We start from the raw sequence: 21,009 nt of genomic DNA, 5'->3' as shown, positions 1-21,009 counted from the left end.
ATCTGTTTTCTATCTCACCGGCTTAGGAAACACAGGTAAACTTTCGTGCCCATCTGCATCCACGGATTGCACAGCAAATAAGTAGTTATCTTTTGAGTAGCCTATATTAGCAGTGGTGCCCGTTACATAAAATTTCTTTTCCCAATACGGACTGATGGTTTCGCGCATCAGCACGTAATAACCCGCCGGGGATTTGCCTTTTGGGGCATCCCATTTCAATTGCGTTTTATTGGTTAAACCGCTGGTGATAATGCCTACGTTTTGTGGCTGGCCCGGCGCAAGGGCGAGGTTGGCCAGTACCGATAAATTCATACGGGCTATCTTTTGGGTGTAATCGTAATCGGCAAAATCTGGCAGGTCGCCGTAATCTACGCTGTTTTCCTTGCGGATGTCCTGGTGCTGGCGGTTAAAGTCCTCGTTCATTTCGGTTATGCGGATGGCGGAGTAACCTTGCTGAGAAAATGGGGTATGGTCTCCTCCACGCAGGTAACGGTCGCGGCGGTAAATGAGTTTTACATCCAGTTGTTCTACATAACGCTCGGCTACTTCCTTGGTGTAACGGGCCAGTTCTCTCGCAGGGCTATCATTCTCTCCCCCTACTGAATTCCGAATTGCGGCCTGCTTATCAGTCTCGGCGGCAGGTACCCCTTCGCTAAATACGCGTACGCTGCGGTTATCTTTCAGGCCGGTTTCCATGCCATAGGTATTACCTACTATATCATTATTCAACATGGCATCAATCTGCCAGCCCCCGGCCTTAGCGCGTTTAGCAACATTGGTAGAGCCATACAGCCCCTGCTCCTCGCCCACCACGGCCATAAATATGATGGTTGCCGGGAACGACCGTTTAGCCATCACCCGTGCAAGTTCCATAGAAACCGCCGTGCCAGATGCATCGTCGACCGCGCCGGGAGCAAATGATTTTACATTCATCACATCCGTTACCCTTGAATCGTAATGGCCGGATACGATGTAAATACGTTTATTAGCAGTATCAGTCCCTTTTAAGATCGCCAAAATGTTCTTCATGGGCGTGGGCCTGTCAATCCGATTACCCTGTGGCTGGATAAACTCATCAAACTGTACCTTCATGCGCCCGTTTGAGGGGGCAGCATATCTTTCATATTCGGCTTTGATCCAGTTACGGGCAGCGCCAACGCCCTCGGTTTTACTAACCGTATCGCTTAGTGTATGGCGGGTTTTAAAGCTCACCAGTTTATGTACAATAGCTTCGATTTTTTTAGAAGACACCTCTTCTACCATTTGTTTGATGCCCGCATCCTGCTTCACGGTAGTTTGTGCAGATGCCGAAAAGGAGATAAGAAAAATGCTAAGCAGACTAAAACATTTCATAAGGCAATTTATAAAATAACAATCGGTGCGGGTAATTTAAACCTGTATCATATGCGTTAACAATGCTATATAAATTGGTGCACCAAATAATTTAACATTGTGCCTTAAACATAGCAATCAAATTAAAAATTCCGGTTTTTTGCAGCAATTACTATCTTGCCACACATTTATATTTAATGAACCTTACTTTATTAATATTTGCCTGCCTTCTATTACTATTTACCTTATTGCCCCTGGTAAGAAATGATTACTGGATTTTCAGGGTGTTTGATTATCCCCGCCTGCAAAAATTATTTCTAAACTTTGTTTGCATAGCACTATTATCTTGGGTTTATAACGGCGATGCACAATTACAGTTTGGGTTTATTGTGGCCCTAAGCGCCAACACTACTTACCTTTTATGGCTTATTTATCCTTTTACGGCTATTGCCCACAAACAGGTTTTAAAAGCCACACCAAAGGATGCCCAACGTAGTATTAGTATAATGATAGCCAACGTTTATCAGGACAATACTAATACCGAAGGGTGCTTAAAAGTAATTGATAAAGCTAATGCCGATGTAATTATCATGTTAGAAACCAACAGCCGCTGGGATACCGAAACACGAAGCCTGGAAAAAGACTACCCGTATTTTATTAGGGTGCCGTTAGAGAATACTTACGGCCTGATGCTTTACTCTAAATTTGAACTTGATGATACACAGGTTAAGTACTTGGTAGAGGAGGACATACCTTCGATACACACTAAAATTAAATTAAATAACGGGCAAATGGTGCAACTATACGCTGTACACCCTACACCGCCAGTGCCAACAGAAAACGTAAGATCGACCGAGCGCGATAAAGAGTTATTATTAACTGCCGATTTAGCCAGAAAAAACAAATTGCCCGTAATTGTAGCCGGCGACCTGAATGATGTTGCCTGGAGCCATACAACCGAATTATTTTTAAAAATGAGCGGATTGCTTGATCCGAGGCGTGGCCGTGGCTTTTTCAATTCGTTTCACGCGCATTATTTTTTTGTGCGCTTTCCATTAGATCATGCTTTTATTTCAAGGCATTTTAAACTGAACAAAATAAAACGCTTATCTAATTACGGGTCAGACCACTTTCCGATTTTTTTGGACATCCAACTGGATGCTGATGCCTATAATCATCAGCAACCGTTAACGGCCGATGAAGACGATATAGAAGAAGCTCAAGAGAAGAAAGAGAAAGAATAAAACGAGTTGTTGTAAAATTATTATCTCATAATTTACCGCTTGCTTATCTTATTCAGCGTTATCTGCCGTTGTAAATTACATTTAAACCTGTCAGTACCGTCAACCTGTAATTTTGTATGTTTGGTTTGCCTGCCCTGCACCCTTGCCCGCCACATTTTAAAACTGGATAGTTTCATTTGCCTGCGCATCACGTCTATTACATTTTGCTCGCTCAAGCCAAATTGCGCTTTTATAGCATCAAATGGCGTACGGTCTTCCCATGCCATTTCCATCACGCGATCTGTGTCAATTATGGAAAGGTTAGTAACGTTTGCTGCTTTACTCATGCTTGTTTAACCCTTAAAATCATAATTTGTTAGTCTGTTCAAACAAAAGGAGACGCGAGGTATCGCGTCTCCTCAGTGTATTCGGGGGTGATGTTATTTCACCGTGTAGGTCGCCTTATTCGTTCCTACCCCGGTTATTTTTAATGATTTCCAATTGGCAGGCAGCTTGCTTTTTATTTGCATGATGCCGGTTGGTGTAATATCCAATCCTCCAAAACCCATGAGCATGGCCTGGATAATACCACCCGCGCCCGTTGCAAAGTAAGGGTTGGTACCGCCTTTGGTTTCCGCTATCACACGGAACGGCGGGTTTAGGTTTGGCTCGTACGCTTCCTTAAACCATTTGTACGCTTTTTGTCCATCGCCAAGGCGGGCGTAAAGCAGGGCAAATACGCCTTGCGTCATGGCCGGGGTACCTTCGTTTGGTACGCGGGTTTCATAGTACTCCAGGTCTTTTCTTATCTGCACCGGGTCGGTAATAGTTTTAAGCGGATAAGCTAACAGGTTCACATCAGCTTGCTTGATACCTTCGCCTTTGTACTGCGCATGCTCCTGCGTTACGCCGTTTGCCATTTTTAAGATTGGGATATTGTTGGCAACATTCACCCAATTGCTATCGGCTTGTATGCCCAAGATCTGCGCGGCGGCGGTAGCATTCATCAAATTAGACTTCGCGGCGGCATTGGTGAATGCGTTGTTATCAATATTTTCTGCCCACTCATCGGCAGCAACCACATTCTTAATATCATAATGGCCGGCGCCGTTGCGCTCCACCCTGCTCGCCCAAAAATCGGCGGTTGCCGATAAGATCGGCCAGCCTTTTTCCCGCAACCATTGCTTGTCCTGCGTTACGCAGTAATAAGCCCAGGCAGCGTTGGCTACATCGGCACTTATGTGGTGTTCAAACGGGCCGCTTAATGCCCAAACAGGTGTTTCTTCCACACCGCTATCGGCACTCTCCCAAGGGAACATCGCCCCTTTATAACCATGCGAGAAAGCGTTTTTCCGGGCGTTCTCTAACCGCTCAAAACGATACTCCACCATTGACTTTGCTATCTCCGGGTGCATCACCAGCATCGCCGGGAACATCCATAGATCGGTATCCCAAAACACGTGGCCGTTGTAACCCAAACCGGATAAGCCCATTGGCGATGGAGATAAAGCCGTGCCTGCACGCGAGAACGAATACAGGTGATATAACATGCTGTGAACATCCTGCTGCGCCTGCGCATCGCCTTCTATCTGGATGTCGCTTTTCCAAAGTTCGTCCCAAGCCTTGTTATGAAACTGTATCAACCTGTCGCGGCCCTCCAATTTGGCAAAGATGGTTAAACGTTCCGCCCCATTCAACGGGTCGGCGTGGTGTGCCGATGTTATGGACGACCCTGTTACCCCATATTTATACGTTTGGCCTGCACCGATAGCGTGGCTAAACTTCATCAGGTGCATATTATTGTCCCACATTTCGTGGATAACACGTGGCTCCTTGCCATGCTCCTCGTTAAACAAAAACGAAGTTGATGCACACAACTGTAACTTGCCCGTAGGTGATTTTGCAGTTGATGTGAGCAGGCTAATGGTTACATGCGGCCTATCAATCTCGTTGTAATAATTCTGTACTTCCTTCAAGGCATCGGGCGCCTCCATAACGCTGGCGGCTGTTATGTTAATAGCCTTTTTAGCGGTTATAGCAACATCCATCAAAACGGTAAATGGTAACTGCCGCAACGAATAATAGGTGTATTTGATACTCGCCTTGTCGCCATAATCAAACGTGGTTGTCATGGCGGCATGCTGCATATCAAGCTCCTGTTTCATATTACTTACCATTTTGGCGTCCAGGCGTTTGCCGTCAACTTCCAGGTACATATTAAGGAGGTTAAAACTGTTCAAAAAGTTGCTTACCCGGCCACGTCCATACAAGTCATACGCTCCTGCAAGCACCACATTCTTCACTTTAAAAGGCTCGGGCGATGATACGATACCGATCATCCCATTAGCTACGGTTATGCCGTAATAGTTGTTGGGGTCTATTTTATCGGCTTTAATTACCCATGGGCTTTGTGCCTGCACGCCAACTGCAATAGTGCTAAACACTATAACGAGGAAAGCTAATTTTCTCATAAAAGCAATTTACTTGATCTTCAATTTTAATTTTTCGACCACCAGGGCGCCAATTTTACGGCCCGACATATTACCGATAACACAGGCATTTTTGTAATGGATGCCACCATAAACGCGCGACAAACCAGCCTCTTGCGCAGCGCCCCTAAAAGACGGGAACTTGCGCTCGGGTATGTCAAATTCAGATTCTGATGCGTCGGTATATGGCATATTATCGCCAAAGGCATGGGTAAGTACTTCGGCAGCGGCGGCGGATATTACGGCATGCCCGCTAATATATTCCGGAAACGGCGGGGTTTGGATGCGAGGCCTCCAATCAGGGTCAATCAATTTAGTAATTACTGTTTCGGGGCGCACGCTATTTGATTTATATTTTACATACCAGCAGTTTATAAAGGCATCAAATAAGGCTATCGAAGATTGCGTATAAGCTGCTACCGTTGTGCCAAAGTCGGCTTTCGTCATTTTTGAGCCGATGCCGGCAATGTTCATCCAATGGCCTGCCGGGCCAAACTTTTTGGTAGCAAACATGGCGTGCCCTACCACGTTCATCTTAAATGCGTTATCATCCCAAAAATCGGCCATGTGTTTTTGGTCGGTAGTGAGGCTGTCGCCCAGGGCTTTAACTTCCATAACAGCTTTATAAAACGGGCTGTTCTTGTCTTTCATATTATAAGCGGGGGCCTCGGGTGCCGGGATCTGCGATGCGGAATCTAAAACCATTGGCCGGATCTCTCCCCAATGCGGTTCAAGCGCCTGGGCATACATTGGTGGCGTAGGGATCCAGCGGCCATCCTTGCGATTAACAGTGTATTTACTCGCCGACCGGGTTTGGGCGTAATTGTCTTTCTTGCTCCATTTCATGATGTATTTGGCAACACTATCAGAGTAGACCACTGAATTTTCAAAAACATCAGACGGCATACCGGCGTCTTTTACCTTTTGCTTCAATTCATCAACATAAATACTCATGCTCCCTTCGGGGAAAGTTACCGCGTTGCCCACAAAGCAAAAGGAAAGTAACGACGCGAAATGAAAATCTATCTCCTTCCCTTTCTCTGGCTGCGGGGCTTTTGGCAGATGTTTGATCTGCCCGGCCAGCGAGCGGTAATGCTTTGGGTCGCCGGCGGCGATAACTTCGTAAGCGGCAATGTTGGCATAAACGTAGTTACGGGATGCAATTACCGGCGGGAAGTTATTTTCGAGTACAATATCGTTGAGCTTTTTTACTGTGATGCGGTATAGCTCGGGGTCGTGGGTAACCTTTTGGTAGTCGGCTTTTTTACAGGATGCAAATACAAAAATTGCAGCTGCAATAAAAAACAGGGAACGCTTCATATAGCAATGTTGGTTTAAGAAAATATGACCGAACGGGCCATCGGATTTATATCGGCTTTTGTATGATTACAGGCTAATATAGCGTTTTTTCGGTAATTGCTAAGTGCGTATATTGTTTGATTTTAACCCGCTTAAATAATTACTTTTACCGCGCGAAACTTGCGCCCAACCAAGCCCGTGTCGCGCTATATTATTGCCTTGCTTGTTATGAAAAAACCCTTCGTTATTTTATTTGCTATCCTGTTGCTGGCATTCATCAGCGTTTATTTTATTATCCCACAAAAAATAAAAACAACCAACGTAGTTGAAATGGACGCTACGGACGTAAACGTGTCAAAATTTTTGGTTAACAAACGCCCCTGGGCTAAGTGGTGGCCGGGCCAGCACAACGTGGCCGACAGCAGCCTTTACAACTTTAACGGCACTGATTACCTGTTGCAGCGAAACACCAACAGCGATATGCAGGCACTAATAAAGTTTGACGGGATGGAAGTAAACAGCCAGCTTATTTACGCGACAATTGGCGAAGGTAGTTGCCGCGTTACCTGGTTTACCGAAATGCAAAGCAGCCTTAACCCTTTTGAACGCGTATCCCAGTTTGTAAAAACAAAAAGCTTAACTAAAGATCTTAACACCATTTTATCGGGCTTTAAAAAATTCATGCAAACCGATACCAATATTTATGGAATGAAAGTACGTGTTAGCCCCATTAAAAACCCCATAGTTTTGGCATCGAGCACTAATACACATGATTATCCCTCACCAAAAACCATATACAGCCTGGTTGCCGCGCTTAAGCAACAGATAAGTTTGCAACACGCCACGGCGGTAGATTCGCCGATGCTTAACGTGCACCCCGGCGAAACAGATGGCTACCAGATAATGGTGGCTATCCCCATAAATAAAAATATTATGCCGGGCAAAAACATGAAGATAAACATGCTGGTAAAAAATGGCAATGCTTTAGAAGCTGATGTAACCGGTGGCAAAAACACCATTATTAACGCTTTTACACAGTTAAAAAACTATCAAAAGGCGCACCGCCTAATATCGCCCGCTATGCCGTTCGAGGTTTTGGTTACCAACAGGCTTGCCCAACCCGATACCGCAAAATGGACCACCAAAATTTTCTGGCCGATATTTTAAGGTTATTTGGTAAGCAGCATCACCCTGCCATCATAGGTGGTAATAACGAAGCTATCGCCGTTTTTTAACGGATAGAGATGCGTTATCTCCTGCGGGTTTATCATGCCATTTACCCAATACTGCGGTGTCGACATTTGTTTGGTGCCTTTATCGTAATGGGCGGTTACCAAACCAAGGGCATCGTATTTACCTTCGTAAGGTACTACACCCCAAAAGTTGCCATTCAGCAAAACATCACCCTGTTTATTAAGCGGGGTTATAGAGCGGATAGGTGCCTGCTGGTACAAATATGGCAGCGGCGTTATGGTTTTCGCGTTTAAAATATCACTAATGTAAATGCTACTGAATTGGTTCGCCTCCAGGCGGCCTTTATCGGTTATGTTATCTTTAAAGATCTCCGCGGTGGTTTTATCAGCCATTTTGCGGAAGCTCAAAAACTCCTTTTTAAGATACGGCAGCTCTTGTTCCAGATCGTTTTTCGGGCGGAACGGGTAGTAATTATCTTTGTAGAAGTACGAAAGGATGAGGTCGTTCTTACCATCGTTATCCAGATCGTTGTTGTAGGCGTATAGCGGCTGTTTGCCATTTACGTTATACTTACTGTTTTCGCCCCAATTGCCGGCTATCAGATCGGCTTTGCCATCGCCATCAATATCGGTAACAATGGCTGACTGCCACCAACCCTTCTCGTTATCCAACACCGGAGACGAAAACTTATGTAGCTTTTTACCCTTGTTCAGGAAAATTTGTACGGGCTGCCACTCGGCACTAACAACAATATCGTCGGTGCCATTATGGTCAACATCAGCTACCGAAAAATTATTTACGTAGGGGATGGTTGTTAAATCGGCATATTGGTTTTTAGCCGCAATTGCAAAATCGCCATCGGCTTTATTGAGCAATACCACCGATGCTGCCGGTTTAGTATAGTTTTGGAACGATACACTGCTGGTAAACAACAGGTCCTTTTTACCATCACCATCAAAATCGTAAGCCAATATCTTAGCTACAAGCCCGTCGAACTTGGGCAATGCCTTATACTCAAATTTATAATTCCCCTTGTTGATATACAGGCGCGGCGGTATGCTTTTGCCGGCCTCGGTAAAGGGGTGGTTGGCACTTAGCACCACCAGATCGGGCAGGCCGTCGTTATTTACGTCAACCCATTGCGCTTCGGTATCGCCCTGTTGTTTAAAGGGCACAAAAGCATCTACCAATATTTTGGTAAAAGCTCCATTGAGGCCACCCGCCAAAATGTATTTGTCTTCGCCAATTATGCCGCCAACATAAATATCATCAACGCCATCGTTATTTACATCGGCAATAGCCAGGGCGGGGGTATGCGGCAAATAAGCATGCGGCAAAAGGCCGTAATAATTAAAATCGGGGGTTTCAAATGGCTGCACGGTAGCCAGCACGTTTGCCTTTACATCGGTATAAGTAAACTGACTTTTGCTGCTAACAAAACCATTTATAAGGCTTGGCACATCTATAGCCACCTGTGTTTTATTTTTAACATAAGTTATCACTGTTTTTTTACCCGGCGCAAAATCTGTCACTATCTGGTAGGAGTTATCCGGCCAAAGTATCATCAATTCAACCGGTTTATCATCGGGTAAAAATGTAAATAGCAGGTTGCTGCCCTGTGTGCTTTCAAAAGCGGTGCTGGTTTGTATCTCCTGGTGATCCACCTGTTTGGTTGACTTTAAAAACAACTTTGTGCCGATACCATCAGGGTTTGCCTTGGTGTATTTTACGCTAAGCTTTAAGTACGATGGCTTATTATCCTTATGGTTCTCCATCGTCATGTTTTGATAGATGAACGCCGGGGCATCCATGTTGTTGGTTACCAATTCAAGGTCGCCATCGTTATCAAGATCTACCGCTACCGAGCCTGCCGATATCGAGGCCTCCTCCATATCGTTCCCACCCGATACATCGTTAAACTTTAGCCCATCGGCACCGTGATAAAGGTAATTATGCACGTCGCCATCGGGCATCAGGTTAATTTTCTCCTTATCAAAAAAGCGGCTGGTTTTAAAATCTTTTATTACGTTAGGGTCGCCCAGGTATTTGAGGTAATCCATATCGTTCAAACGCTTTTTTATCCCGTTAGAAAAAAACATGTCCTTACGCCCATCCATATCAAAATCCTGCACAAGCGGCGACCACGTCCAGTCCGTTGCCGACATGCCCGAGTAAAGGCTTATATCAACAAACTTTTTGCCGTTGCCCACATTTAACTGGAGGCTGTTTTTTGAATATTGATAATAGTACCCCGCGTTTACCTCCTGGTTATAAATGTCAAGCGGCTCATCGTTTATGGTCGATTTTAGCGCCGTCATTTCTTCGGGGAGCATATCGGTACTTATCACATCCAGGTGCCCATCCTTATTTACATCGCTAAGGGTGTTCCCCATCGAAAACAAGCTGGTATGCCCAAAGGCACTTTTTAATTCCTCTTTAAAAGTTCCGTTTTTTTGGTTGATGTAGTAGTAATCCTGTTCAAAAAAATCATTGCTTACGTAAATATCGTCCCAGCCATCGTTGTTAAGGTCGCCCACGCTTACACCCAACCCATACCCTATCGGCGCCTGGTAAATGCCAGATCCGGTGGTAACATCAGTAAACTTATTATTATCATTCCTAAAAAGGTGATCGCCGGCGTCGTGGCTGGTTTTAAAACGCAGGGTAGAGTCGCCATAGGTATCGTTGCTATGCACCGATGAGGTAAGCAGGAACATATCCAGGTCGCCATCCTTATCAAAATCAACAAAGGATGCCTGTGAAGAGAATCCCGAAAAATCGAGGCCGTATTGGGCGGCGCTCTCGGTAAAAGTAAGGTCGCCGTTATTTATATATAACTGATTTTTGCCTTTAAACCCTTTGTAATTGGCTACCACACAAACGTAAATATCCTTTAAACCGTCGCCATTTATATCAACTACGGTTACGCCGGTTTTCCAACTGCCGGTACCTGCAACTTTCGCCTTAGCGGTGATGTCCTCAAATTTCAGGTCCCCTTTGTTGAGGTATAATTTGTTTGGCCCCTGGTTAGATACGAAGTAGATGTCCTCCAACCCATCGTTATTAAAATCGGCAGATGCCACACCCGCGCCGTTATAAAAATACAGGTAATCGAGTATGTTGACAGAATCTGATACGGTGTTCTTGTTTACAAAATCGATATTGGTTTGGCTGGCGGACAGCAGTTTAAAAATACCCTCGCCGCTTTTGCGGGTCTTGCACGATGTATAAATAATTATACCCGCAGCAATAGCACAGCAAAAAAACAAGATCGGTTTATACGGCTTCGATACCGGCTTTTTAGTTTTAGCTTTTGGCATATCGCTTAACGTAATTTGTAAGCTTTAAGCTTATCATCATTTACCCCAAATAAATAGTATTTGGTACCCGCGGCGTTTTTGACCATCAACGATGACCGTATTTGTCCGTTTAATTTCATGCCGCTTTTTGCTGGTGAAATATAAACAAATCCGTTTTTAGTGTACTTATAAATTGAGCCATAACTTGCATCTAAACGGCCAACCTCGGGTTTAAAGCCATAAAAGTTACCCCCAAGTATTATTGATGGAGTGCCGCTGTTATCAACGTCATCACACAAAATGGTGCTCACGTTTGATAGCTGGGCATTGTAAGGCAAGGCCGTTACGGTAAACTTATTATCCGCTCCGTTTATAAACACTGCAGACGACAGATAATTCATTTCATGTTCTTCTGCACCCTGCAACATCTCTGGTGTAAAAACCTCGGTAAAGGGCTTGCCTGCATAGTCGGCATATTTTAGATATTGTTTTTTTAGGATAGGCATCTGCCCCACCAGGTCCGGCTTCATGTGGAACACGTAAGCGGTACCTTCGCGGTAAATTGATGTAACACATTCCTTAGTACCATTACCATCAAAATCTTTTACATAGATCTTCATGGGTTGGGCTTTGGTTGCGCTAAATTTAGAATTTAAGCCGATGTTGCCTGCAATGATATCCGGTTTGCCGTCACCATTTATATCAGCAATTGCAAGGCTGCCCCACCAGCCTTTATAATTATCCAGCTGCCTGTCGGGTGTAAATTTTCCTTTGTTGTTTTTAAAGATCTTAATGCCCATCCAGTTACCGGCAATCACAAGATCGGGATAGCCATTATTATCGATATCTGCCCACTCTGCCGCGGTTACCATACCGGGTTTAACATCAGCGCCTAATACATCGTTGGTTACATTGGTAAAGTTGCCTTTGCCATCATTATGCATTACATATGAGTTGGGCGATACCGCATAAGTACCGGGAATACTGCGCCCACCAATGAACAGGTCCAGGTGGCCGTCCTTATCATAGTCACAAGCGGTAATTACCGATGCATTTACCGGCACGCGGATAGCCTTTTGCGCGTTGCGATGAAAGTTGCCTTGCCCGTCGTTCTCGTAAAAGCGCGGGTAATAAATATTTGTACCGGCCTCATCTGCGTTGCCACCTACACCAATAATAAGGTCTTCGTCGCCATCGTCGTCAAAATCGCCAAATACAGCACCGGCGTTTTCAAGGTAACTTTGTTTTTCCAGATCGGGCGGGATGGTTTGTTTAAACCTGCCATTTTTTTGCTGGATGTATATTGCTGCCGGGCTATCTTTTGAACTACCGAAATAAAAATCGGTAAGGCCGTCTTTATTAACATCGCCCTTAGCCATATACGGGTTTTCTGTCGATAACATTTGCAGCATCAATCGCTCGTTATCAAAATCGATAAACCCATCCTCTTTGTGTGCGGGTACCGAATCAAATAGCGTTTTTTCCGCATCAACAAACAAAGTTTTTATTAGCGGTTTGGCAAAGTTGTATTGTGCTGTAGCATCTGCAATTTTATAAGTGTAAACTTTATTGGTTTTTACGTTTTTAGCTACCTGGTACTTACCGCCCGGCCAAATAACCTGGATAGAATCGGCCTGTTTTATTTTGCCCATGCCTATGGTAAGCAAGTTTGGTGAAGTGCTGCTTTCGAAACCCCGGGTTGGCTGTTGGTAATAAACCATCGAAGCGTTTTTTGAGAAAACTTTTATAGTTGCCCCAACGCCAAAACGGTTAAGCCCCTCGCCCTGTAACTTAATTTGAATGAAGTTATTATGAAGCCTTTCCGCGTTGCTTTTGTAAATAAACAAAGGCATGTTTACGTTATTCACCACCAAGTCGTTGTCGCCGTCACCGTCAAGATCGCCGTAGGCGGCCCCGTTGCTAAATCCTGGTTCATCAAGGCCAAAACTGGTTGATTGATTAGTGAAAGTCAGGTCGCCATTGTTGTGATAAGCATAGTTGCTTAGCGGGGTAGATTTCATGTTGTTCGAAAACTCTTTATAGTCGAATTTCTTTTTCTCGGCTATCTTATCCATATTCTCGCGGTTGCCTAAAAACTCTACGTAATCCTGGTCGGTAAGGTCTTTGTAGATACCGTTTGATACAAAAATATCCTTCCAGCCATCATTATCCATATCAAAGAAAAGTGCTCCCCAACTCCAGTCGGTGGCGCTTACGCCAGCTTTAAATGCCACTTCAGAAAAAGTACCATCGCCGTTATTAAGCTGCAGGCAATTTTGCATAAACTGGTTAAAGTAGCCATCGTGTTGTTTTAGTTTGATCACATCAAACGATTCAAATGATGTCATCTTCTTCAGTCTTTTATCACCCTCGGGCAACATTTCGGTAGTAAAAATATCAAGGTTGCCATCATTGTTTATATCGGCAATGTCCGACCCCATCGAGGCCAGGCTCAGGTGGCCTGTTTCGTTTTGAATGTCTTCCTTAAAAGTACCGTTCTTTTGATTGATGTACAGGTAATCGCGTTCAAAAAAATCGTTAGATACATAAATGTCCGGGTAGCCGTCGTTGTTGATATCGGCAACCGAAACACCTAAACCAAAACCAATATCGCTTGAGAAGATGCCCGCTTGCTTGGTAATATTGGTAAAGTGGCCGCCATCGTTACGGTAAAGGCGTGCGCCACCCAATTCATCAACAACAGCGCGCAAATTTTGGCTAAAATCGAACGAGCCAATAGGCCTGAATGAGTCGTTAAGGATAAAACAATCCAGATCGCCATCGTTATCCATATCCAGAAAGATTGCCTGGGTAGATAATCCATTATCCACCAATCCATATTTTGCGGCTTCCTCTTTAAAAGTGCCATTTTTTTGGTTGATGAAAAGTTCGTTGCCCTTCCTGTCGATAATATTACCGCTGTGGCATACGTAAATATCCAGCCAGCCATCGCCGTTTATATCAACCAAGGTAATACCGGTGCTCCAGTATTTGGTGCCTTTAACGCCCGCCTTATCGGTTATGTCTTCAAACTGCCAGTTGCCTTTGTTAAGGTATAATTTGTTGCCGCCCTGGTTAGAGGTTAAATAAATATCATTCAACCCATCGTTATTAATATCGCCAATGGCAACGCCGCCGCCGTTGTAATAGTTACGAAATGTAAAAACGTTGGTTTTGTCTTGTTCATCTAACTTATTAATAAAGTTGATGCCCAGTTTATTGTTATCCTGTATAGAGAACAAAGGGTTATCAACGCCCTTTTTACGGCACGCTGTAAAGCCAAGTAAAATAACAATGATGGTTAAATAATAGCTCTTATTGATCATTTGTATTAGGCACAAAAAACAAACGTAGCGAATTACTTCGCTACGTTTAAAATATCAAATCAAATATAACTAATTGGAAACTCGTTACAATTAATAACCCGCGTTTTGTTTTAAGTTAGGGTTAGTATCAACTGCACGTTGTGGAATTGGGTATATAGTGCGTGTTTTATCTGAGGCGGTAGGGCGCTGGTCAACCGGATCGTTGAATTTACCGAAACGGATCTGATCGTTCCTTCTCCAACCCTCCCAGTATAACTCGCGGCCACGTTCTGCAAGCATATCAGCTTCAGTAACGGTACCTAACGCTGTTGCACCACGCGGGGTACGGATAGCATTTACAATTGCTAATGGGGTTTGGCCGTTAGGATCTGTACCACCACGCATAATAGCTTCAGCTTTTTCTAAAAGCACATCGGCATAACGTAAAATCACGTAATCGTTTGATGAGTTATCATCATTAACGGTGTTGTCTGCTTTAGGATGAGGGAAGTATTTGAACACCCTGATGCCTTGTGCCTCTGTAGAAAAGTTAAGGTTAACCTCTGGTGTAAAAATAAGTGGTTTACCGCTACGTTGAGTTAAAGCTTTATTACCAGGGCCAAATTGCTGACCAACCGCAAAACCTGCCCTTAAGCCGACTTTATCAGTTAAGCCCGGGTAAGCTACGCCACGGCGCTCATCACCTGCCTGGAACGAATTGTAAAAGTCTGCAAGGGTTGTAAAGCCATTCCATCCATCTGGTGTTTGGTTGTAATGCAATTCCATTCTCCAACGGTTTTTGGCAGATGCAGGTGCGCTGGTTTCTGTGTTGTATAAACCAAATATGTTACCGTGAGACTGCTCTGAGTTATCCCATGCAAAATCCTGGAAATACTTACCGGCCGGCTCTAACGTATAGCCTGCTGCTGTTATTTTATTAGCATACTCAATTACCTTGTTCATATCTGCCGGTGCAAATGTGAAAGGCCCGCCGGTTGTAGATGCAGTATACACCGCTTTGTTTAGGTATACCTTCGCAAGTAACGCCTGTGCTGCTGCTTTATTAGCAACACCAATGTTGGCTGATGTAGCCGGCAAATTTGTTTCTGCAAATTCAAGATCCTTAATAATAAAGTCGGTTGCTTCAGCACGACTCATTACTCGTGGAACAGACTCTACCGGTGCATCAGCTTCGCGGAAAGGCGCCTGGCCGTACAAATCTACAACCTGGAACATAAAGTAGGCACGTAAAAAGCTTGCCTGCCCTTTAACGTTGTTGTCCGTTGCTTTGCTAATTACCTGTGTGGCTCTAAATACACCAATGTTTAACTGATCCCAGGTATCATTAACCTGGTTGTGTGTTGGCGTCCAGGTGTGCGTGTGCAATTTACGCCAGGTACCAAAGTCTCCCCAGTCAGTTCCACGCGTCGGGCCCATCATTTCATCCGTAGGGTGTTCCTGCAAAGCGTAAGTGTTTGCCTGATCTGTTTGACCATATAATTGCGAGTATACACCGTTTAAGTCGGCAGATCCGGCTGCCGCATTTGGATCTTTTAATGACTTAGAGCCGTAAAGCTTCTCATCAAGCTTTGCACATCCTGCAGCAGTTGTAACAATCAAACCGCAGATCAGTGCTTTTATAGTTATTTTTTTCATACTAATTTTTTATTTAGAAACTTGCGTTTAAACCCAATGTAAAAATCCTTGCTTTAGGGTATGATGTATAATCGATGCCTCTTGAAGCTACGTCATTTCTTTGTTTATCTGTGTTAACCTCCGGATCAAGACCAGTGTAGCTGGTTATCAGGAACAAATTTTGGCCAGTTACCGATAATCTTAAAGTTTTAAATACACTGTTCTTTACAGGGAACGTGTAACCAACTGATGCGTTGCTTAATCTAAGAAAATCACCTTTTTCCAAGAAACGGGTCGAAACCTCGCCAGAGTTAAGTGGGTTCTCGTTAGTTGCTGCTACTGATTTAGTTACGTTACGGCCGCTAACAAGATTGCCTTTGTAGAAAAACGCGTTAGCAGTGTTGTTGTAGATCTGGAAACCTGTTGCAGCATTCAGGAAGAAACTTAAATTCCAGTTACCATAGCTGAAATTGTTGGTTAAACCCGCAGTAAATTTAGGATTTGGGCTACCCTGTACGCTAAGCACATCAATACCTTGCGGATAAATACCGAAACCATTGGCATCTAAGCCTGCATAATTAGGTACGTTAAATGTAAATAATGGTAAACCGTTGGCAATAAGTTGTGCGTATGCACCAGATAAACCCTGGCCATCAATATTACCTGTTACAATGTTGCGGCCTACAAAGTTGCTTACACTACTTTTAATGATCGTCATGTTATAAGCTATATCCCAGGTGAATTTAGTACCCTGCACAGCTGCAAAGTTTAAACCTAATTCAACACCTTTATTTAGAACTTTAGCCGGTAAGTTTAGATATACCCTTGAAGATAATGACGGTTGTGCAATATCCTGATAAAATAACAGGTCGGTAATTGATTTATTAAAGTAATCAACAGATCCGTTTAAGCGACCTTTTATTATCGAGAAATCTAAACCAGCGCCATAAGTGGTATTGGATTGCCATTTTAAGTTGGGGTTACCCTGGTAATCTGAAGTAACTGCACTACCATCAAAGTTTAGCTGACGGTTAACATTTAAAGATGCATAAGAAGGGATTTCCTGGTTACCGGTTTTACCGTAGTTAAGCCTTAAACTTAAGTCATCAAAAAAGCCACTTTTGGGCATAAAGCTTTCGCTGCTTATACGCCATTTAAACGCAAGGGCCGGGAAGTTACCATATTTGTGATTGTCACCAAAACGGGTTGAACCATCACGGCGTATTGTACCTGTTACAATGTACCGATCTTTATACGAGTAATTTACACGTGCAAAGTACGACTGCAACCTGTAGCTCGAGCTATCACCCACAGGGTAAGGCAAATGTTGTTGAAAATCGTTGTAATCTTTCACCAACACACCAGGTTTTGATGTCTTAAAACCAAACTCGTTACGATTAAAGTTTTTAAAGGTTTGGTATGAGTAACCTAATAAACCTGTTAATGAACTGTTATCAGACCACTTTTTCTCATAATTTAATGTATGCTCAGTGGTTATGTTAGTTACTTCATTGTACTGTTTAATAGCAGTACCATTTCCGGTAGGAGACGGGAAGTTCACCTGCCTTATACCAATTGCATCTGTATATCCAATAACGCCTGGATCATAAAAAGTTTTACGCAGTCCACGTGATACATCCGCACCAAAATTGCCCTTGTAAGATAAGCCTTCAAATAACTTAACGGTCATGGTTAGGTTATTCAAAAATCTGTTAATGTTATCCCTGTCATCTATTTGGTTTAACAACGAAACCGGGTTCCTGAACGTATTACCCTTAGGAAATCCATTTTCGTAACCATTTAGGTTAAAATAACGGCCCTGATCATCAAACACAGGTGCTGTAGGGTTAAGTTGTATTGCCGAACCAATTAAACTACCGTTAAAACCGGCATTATTTGTAATTGGGGCAAACTGGTCTTTTACATTTGAGTAAGTTGACTGAAGCTCAAACTTAAGCCTTTCATTAAAAAATGATTGACCACCATTGAAACGGGCGTTTAAACGCTTTAATCCAGAGTTTTTAACAGTACCCTGTTGGTCATCATAACCAACAGAAGCACGGTAGTTGCCTGTATTGCTGCCGCCACCAAAGCTAACGTTGTAGTTTTGAGAAATTGCTGAACGGAATATCTCTTTTTGCCAGTCGGTATTACCTCCGTAATCAACACCACCTGCTGATGCGGGGCCTGCATTTGCACCTACACTTTCAACCGCTTTTAAGAATTCATCACGATTAAGTACGTCATAACGTTTTGCAGTGTTTGCAAGGCTTGTTGTTGCAGAGAACTGAACACCCTGACCCTTACGACCTTTGCGGGTAGTGATCAAGATAACACCATTTGCACCACGTGAACCGTAAATAGCAGATGATGACGCATCTTTTAACACCGATATATTTTCGATATCTGAAGGGTTAAGAAATGCTAGCGGATTACGTGCCGAAGAGTTACCGGCACCCACACCATAACCGCCTGATGTACCGCCGCCCTGATCGATAGGGATACCATCAACTACGTATAATGGGCCATCACCTGCACGGATAGAACCTGCACCACGTATATTAATAGTTGCACCGGCACCTGGTTCACCACTTGATGGCGTTACCTGTACACCAGAAATACGGCCCTGTAATAATTGATCTGGCGTTGATATAACGCCTTTGTTAAAATCTTTAGGGCTTAAAGATGCCACAGAACCCGTAGCATCACGCACACGCTGCGTACCGTAACCAATAACTACAACTTCGTTTAAAGATGTATTTGCTGATTCGAGCGATACAGCGATTGATGTTTGGCCGCTAAGCTGAACGGTTTGGCTTTTGTAGCCAATGTAGGTAAAGTTTAAAGCGGTTGTGCCTACCGGTACCGAAAGCCTGAAGGTACCATCTACACTGGTTAGTGTACCAACACCGCCGGCAGCGCCTACCGATACGCCAATTAGCGTAGAGCCGTCTTTTTTGTCTGTTACCTTACCTGTAATAACCTTGTTTTGGGCCAGGGCAGGCTGAACAAAGAAACAGGTTAAAGCAAAAAAACATAATGTGAGTAAGTGTTTAAATTGCATAGTTTGTGGTTTAATTGATAATTGGTTATATAAAAGTTAGTACATGGTTCATGCTTACATCAAAAACACAAGCCCGCAAAAAATGCGACAAGTTGATTATTGATGGTACAGTGCAACGTTAATGCCTGTTGAAAACGCTAATAAAATAGTACAGTATATATTGGTTTATAAATATGCCTTTTAAAGCTATTGGAGTAATATTAAAGGATTGGTCGGCCTTTAAAACTTTTTACCTCTATACAAAGATGTATGTATGCCGCATCATTCCCTACTACTTTAATTCATTTGAAAAAAAATATAGACTTTATAAAAGTTAAATATTTGATTTTCAGCAAGTTAAATAAAATAACTAACCTGAAAATATAACCCATTTTAAGCCTTTTTTTTATAATATATAGCCAAAACGTTACTTATATAGTTTTTAAAGTAGCATGAATGATACAATCGAGCACCCCAACTATTCTATGGTTGCAACAGCCTTAATGTCCATTATACGCTGTTCAAATTGATCGGGGTTTTTGGCTTTCGCCTTGATGCGCATTTTGTACACATATATGGTATTTACCGAATATTCCAGGATCTTGGCTATGGTTTCGTTATCGTTTATACCCATACGAATAAGGGCGAATATACGCAGGTCGGTATTTAACACTTCGTGCTCGTGCGGCCATATCTGGTCTTTCTCTTCAAACTGCGAATTGAATACGGATATGAAATTAGGGAATATCTTCAGGAAAATATGATCGAAGCTGTAATACAGCGCCTCCCGCTCTTTTTTTATATTGATGCCATTCACGATCAGCCGTATATCGTCGTACTTTTTTATAGATAGTTTTGTATCTACCGACATCTTAAGTTTCTCCAATTTTAAAATGTAGCCGGATATGATTTTAAAGAACTGGCCGATGTATTCTTCTTTGATGTGCGCATCCTCACCCAGCTTATGATTAATATCCTTTAACTGCAGGTTTTGATCTTCGATAATGCGCTCCTTGTGCTTCAGTTTACCCAATTGCTTGTAGATCATTACCAAAAACAGGATAACCAACGATGCCAGGGCGGTTATTGCCAGCAAATACATCAATATCGTACGCTTTTCTTTTTCGGAGTGGTTTAACTCTTCGGCAGCTACTAACGGTAAAATAGCGCCTATCTGGATCTTGCGTTGCCTTGCGCCATAAAAGTCGGCGTCTTCTTTAGCTAATTGTACAAAAGCATAAGCATCTTTAATATTGCCGGCTTTGTAAAGTTGCTCGGCAAGGGTAAACAGCGCTACAGTTTCTTTGGTAGATGATTTAATATCTGCAATGGCCGATCGTATCAGCAAGTTTATCCCCTCGCTATGTTTATCGCTATTAAGGTAAATAATGCCTAACGAACAGGTGATCATGGCACGTAAATGCATAGATATTGGTGCATTTGGTGCAATCAGCTTATTAAGCTCATTAGAGCCACTGGCAAAATCATTTTCGGCAACATGTTTTAAGCCGGTATAATAAATACGGTCCACCGATCCCGGTTTACTCAGATTTACGGCCGAATCAATGTAAGCGTAACCGGCTTTAATGTAGTCCGGGGTAAAGTATCTATCGCTATTATATTTGGCCAGGTCGCTGTTACAGCGGTACATAATAAAATAGTATTCTACCTTCATAGAATCGGTAAGCACTTTTGGGTCCACCTTGCGCATACTATCGAAGGTTTCTTTAAACATGCCGGATGATAGCAGGATAAAGCCAAGTTTAATTTGGCTATAATAGGCCCTCGACATATCGTTCATAGATACGCTAAGATCTTTCATCTTATTTACATACACATAAGCAGAATCGTACTGGTACGATTTATACTCGTCATAGAGTTTTACACAGAGGTCGTATTGCTGGCTATAATTCAGCTTTAAAGTGTTTTGCTGCCGTTTTTTCAGAAGGGCTATACGCTGTTGTTTTTTACCGTCGTAACTATTCTTTCTGCCTATCTCTGTTTTTAATTCGTTTATCAGGCTATCTGTACCCTGGCCAAACAACAAGGCCGGATACGCAAGCAGCACAGCAAATAAAAACCTCAGGAAAAACTTCATAATAGGGTCTTAACGGGAATTAAAGTTAACACTATAAACTAAATCTTAAAATTCCATCGCCGGCAAAAGGATTTAATCTGCTATGATTTAAT

The 21,009-nt window shown here is 43.1% G+C and carries 11 protein-coding genes; 2 read left to right on the top strand and 9 right to left on the bottom strand.

The annotated features are described in order from the left end of the window. Nucleotides 1-9: 9 nt before the first annotated feature. Nucleotides 10-1,353: a M28 family peptidase gene (locus ACVW0P_RS05625; protein WP_457131214.1), complete on the bottom strand. Its 1,344-nt coding sequence runs from the start codon at nucleotides 1,351-1,353 to the stop codon at nucleotides 10-12. Nucleotides 1,354-1,529: 176 nt separating this feature from the next. Between ACVW0P_RS05625 and ACVW0P_RS05620 the strand changes: the two genes are divergently transcribed. Beyond that, a complete protein-coding gene (locus ACVW0P_RS05620) occupies nucleotides 1,530-2,576 on the top strand; it encodes an endonuclease/exonuclease/phosphatase family protein (RefSeq protein WP_457131213.1) in 1,047 nt (348 codons plus the stop codon). A gap of 32 nt (nucleotides 2,577-2,608) precedes the next feature. On the opposite strand, the gene ACVW0P_RS05615 is transcribed toward ACVW0P_RS05620, so the two are convergent. The 3 genes from ACVW0P_RS05615 to ACVW0P_RS05605 form a co-directional block, all read right to left on the bottom strand. Continuing rightward, a complete protein-coding gene (locus ACVW0P_RS05615) occupies nucleotides 2,609-2,902 on the bottom strand; it encodes a TIGR03643 family protein (protein ID WP_457131212.1) in 294 nt (97 codons plus the stop codon). A gap of 93 nt (nucleotides 2,903-2,995) precedes the next feature. Next, a complete protein-coding gene (locus ACVW0P_RS05610; RefSeq protein ID WP_457131211.1) occupies nucleotides 2,996-5,026 on the bottom strand; it encodes a glycosyl hydrolase family 95 catalytic domain-containing protein in 2,031 nt (676 codons plus the stop codon). A 9-nt stretch (nucleotides 5,027-5,035) separates the two neighbouring features. After that, nucleotides 5,036-6,364, bottom strand: a complete 1,329-nt coding sequence (locus ACVW0P_RS05605; RefSeq protein WP_457131210.1) for a vanadium-dependent haloperoxidase — start codon at nucleotides 6,362-6,364, stop codon at nucleotides 5,036-5,038. A gap of 207 nt (nucleotides 6,365-6,571) precedes the next feature. Here ACVW0P_RS05605 and ACVW0P_RS05600 point away from each other — a divergent pair, with 207 nt between their 5' ends. Further along, nucleotides 6,572-7,510 (top strand): hypothetical protein, encoded by a 939-nt coding sequence (locus ACVW0P_RS05600; RefSeq protein ID WP_457131209.1) that lies wholly within the window; start codon nucleotides 6,572-6,574, stop codon nucleotides 7,508-7,510. A 2-nt stretch (nucleotides 7,511-7,512) separates the two neighbouring features. Here ACVW0P_RS05600 and ACVW0P_RS05595 read toward each other — a convergent pair whose 3' ends face one another. The 5 genes from ACVW0P_RS05595 to ACVW0P_RS05575 form a co-directional block, all read right to left on the bottom strand. Continuing rightward, on the bottom strand, nucleotides 7,513-10,857 hold the full coding sequence (locus ACVW0P_RS05595) for an FG-GAP repeat domain-containing protein (protein WP_457131208.1): 3,345 nt from the start codon (nucleotides 10,855-10,857) through the stop codon (nucleotides 7,513-7,515). A gap of 5 nt (nucleotides 10,858-10,862) precedes the next feature. Next, a complete protein-coding gene (locus tag ACVW0P_RS05590; protein ID WP_457131207.1) occupies nucleotides 10,863-14,162 on the bottom strand; it encodes a VCBS repeat-containing protein in 3,300 nt (1,099 codons plus the stop codon). Between the two features lie 90 nt (nucleotides 14,163-14,252). Continuing rightward, complete coding sequence (locus tag ACVW0P_RS05585) at nucleotides 14,253-15,797, bottom strand: RagB/SusD family nutrient uptake outer membrane protein (RefSeq protein ID WP_457131206.1); 1,545 nt, start codon at nucleotides 15,795-15,797, stop codon at nucleotides 14,253-14,255. A gap of 13 nt (nucleotides 15,798-15,810) precedes the next feature. Then, nucleotides 15,811-18,840 carry a SusC/RagA family TonB-linked outer membrane protein gene (locus ACVW0P_RS05580; protein ID WP_457131205.1) on the bottom strand — a complete coding sequence of 1,010 codons (3,030 nt, stop codon included), beginning with the start codon at nucleotides 18,838-18,840 and terminating at the stop codon, nucleotides 15,811-15,813. Nucleotides 18,841-19,297: 457 nt separating this feature from the next. Beyond that, nucleotides 19,298-20,917, bottom strand: coding sequence for a DUF6377 domain-containing protein (locus ACVW0P_RS05575; RefSeq protein WP_457131204.1), 1,620 nt, complete (start codon nucleotides 20,915-20,917; stop codon nucleotides 19,298-19,300). Nucleotides 20,918-21,009: the final 92 nt, after the last annotated feature.

The organism is Mucilaginibacter sp. UYNi724, from assembly GCF_054057495.1.
This window is presented reverse-complemented; position numbering and strand designations above follow the sequence as displayed.

Excerpts from the sequence above, each read along its gene's own strand:
- ACVW0P_RS05620 (WP_457131213.1), top strand. The coding sequence starts at position 1,530 with ATGAACCTTACTTTATTAATATTTGCCTGCCTTCTATTACTATTTACC.
- ACVW0P_RS05610 (WP_457131211.1), bottom strand. The coding sequence starts at position 5,026 with ATGAGAAAATTAGCTTTCCTCGTTATAGTGTTTAGCACTATTGCAGTT.
- ACVW0P_RS05615 (WP_457131212.1), bottom strand. The coding sequence starts at position 2,902 with ATGAGTAAAGCAGCAAACGTTACTAACCTTTCCATAATTGACACAGAT.
- ACVW0P_RS05595 (WP_457131208.1), bottom strand. The coding sequence starts at position 10,857 with ATGCCAAAAGCTAAAACTAAAAAGCCGGTATCGAAGCCGTATAAACCG.
- ACVW0P_RS05605 (WP_457131210.1), bottom strand. The coding sequence starts at position 6,364 with ATGAAGCGTTCCCTGTTTTTTATTGCAGCTGCAATTTTTGTATTTGCA.
- ACVW0P_RS05585 (WP_457131206.1), bottom strand. The coding sequence starts at position 15,797 with ATGAAAAAAATAACTATAAAAGCACTGATCTGCGGTTTGATTGTTACA.
- ACVW0P_RS05600 (WP_457131209.1), top strand. The coding sequence starts at position 6,572 with ATGAAAAAACCCTTCGTTATTTTATTTGCTATCCTGTTGCTGGCATTC.
- ACVW0P_RS05580 (WP_457131205.1), bottom strand. The coding sequence starts at position 18,840 with ATGCAATTTAAACACTTACTCACATTATGTTTTTTTGCTTTAACCTGT.
- ACVW0P_RS05590 (WP_457131207.1), bottom strand. The coding sequence starts at position 14,162 with ATGATCAATAAGAGCTATTATTTAACCATCATTGTTATTTTACTTGGC.
- ACVW0P_RS05625 (WP_457131214.1), bottom strand. The coding sequence starts at position 1,353 with ATGAAATGTTTTAGTCTGCTTAGCATTTTTCTTATCTCCTTTTCGGCA.
- ACVW0P_RS05575 (WP_457131204.1), bottom strand. The coding sequence starts at position 20,917 with ATGAAGTTTTTCCTGAGGTTTTTATTTGCTGTGCTGCTTGCGTATCCG.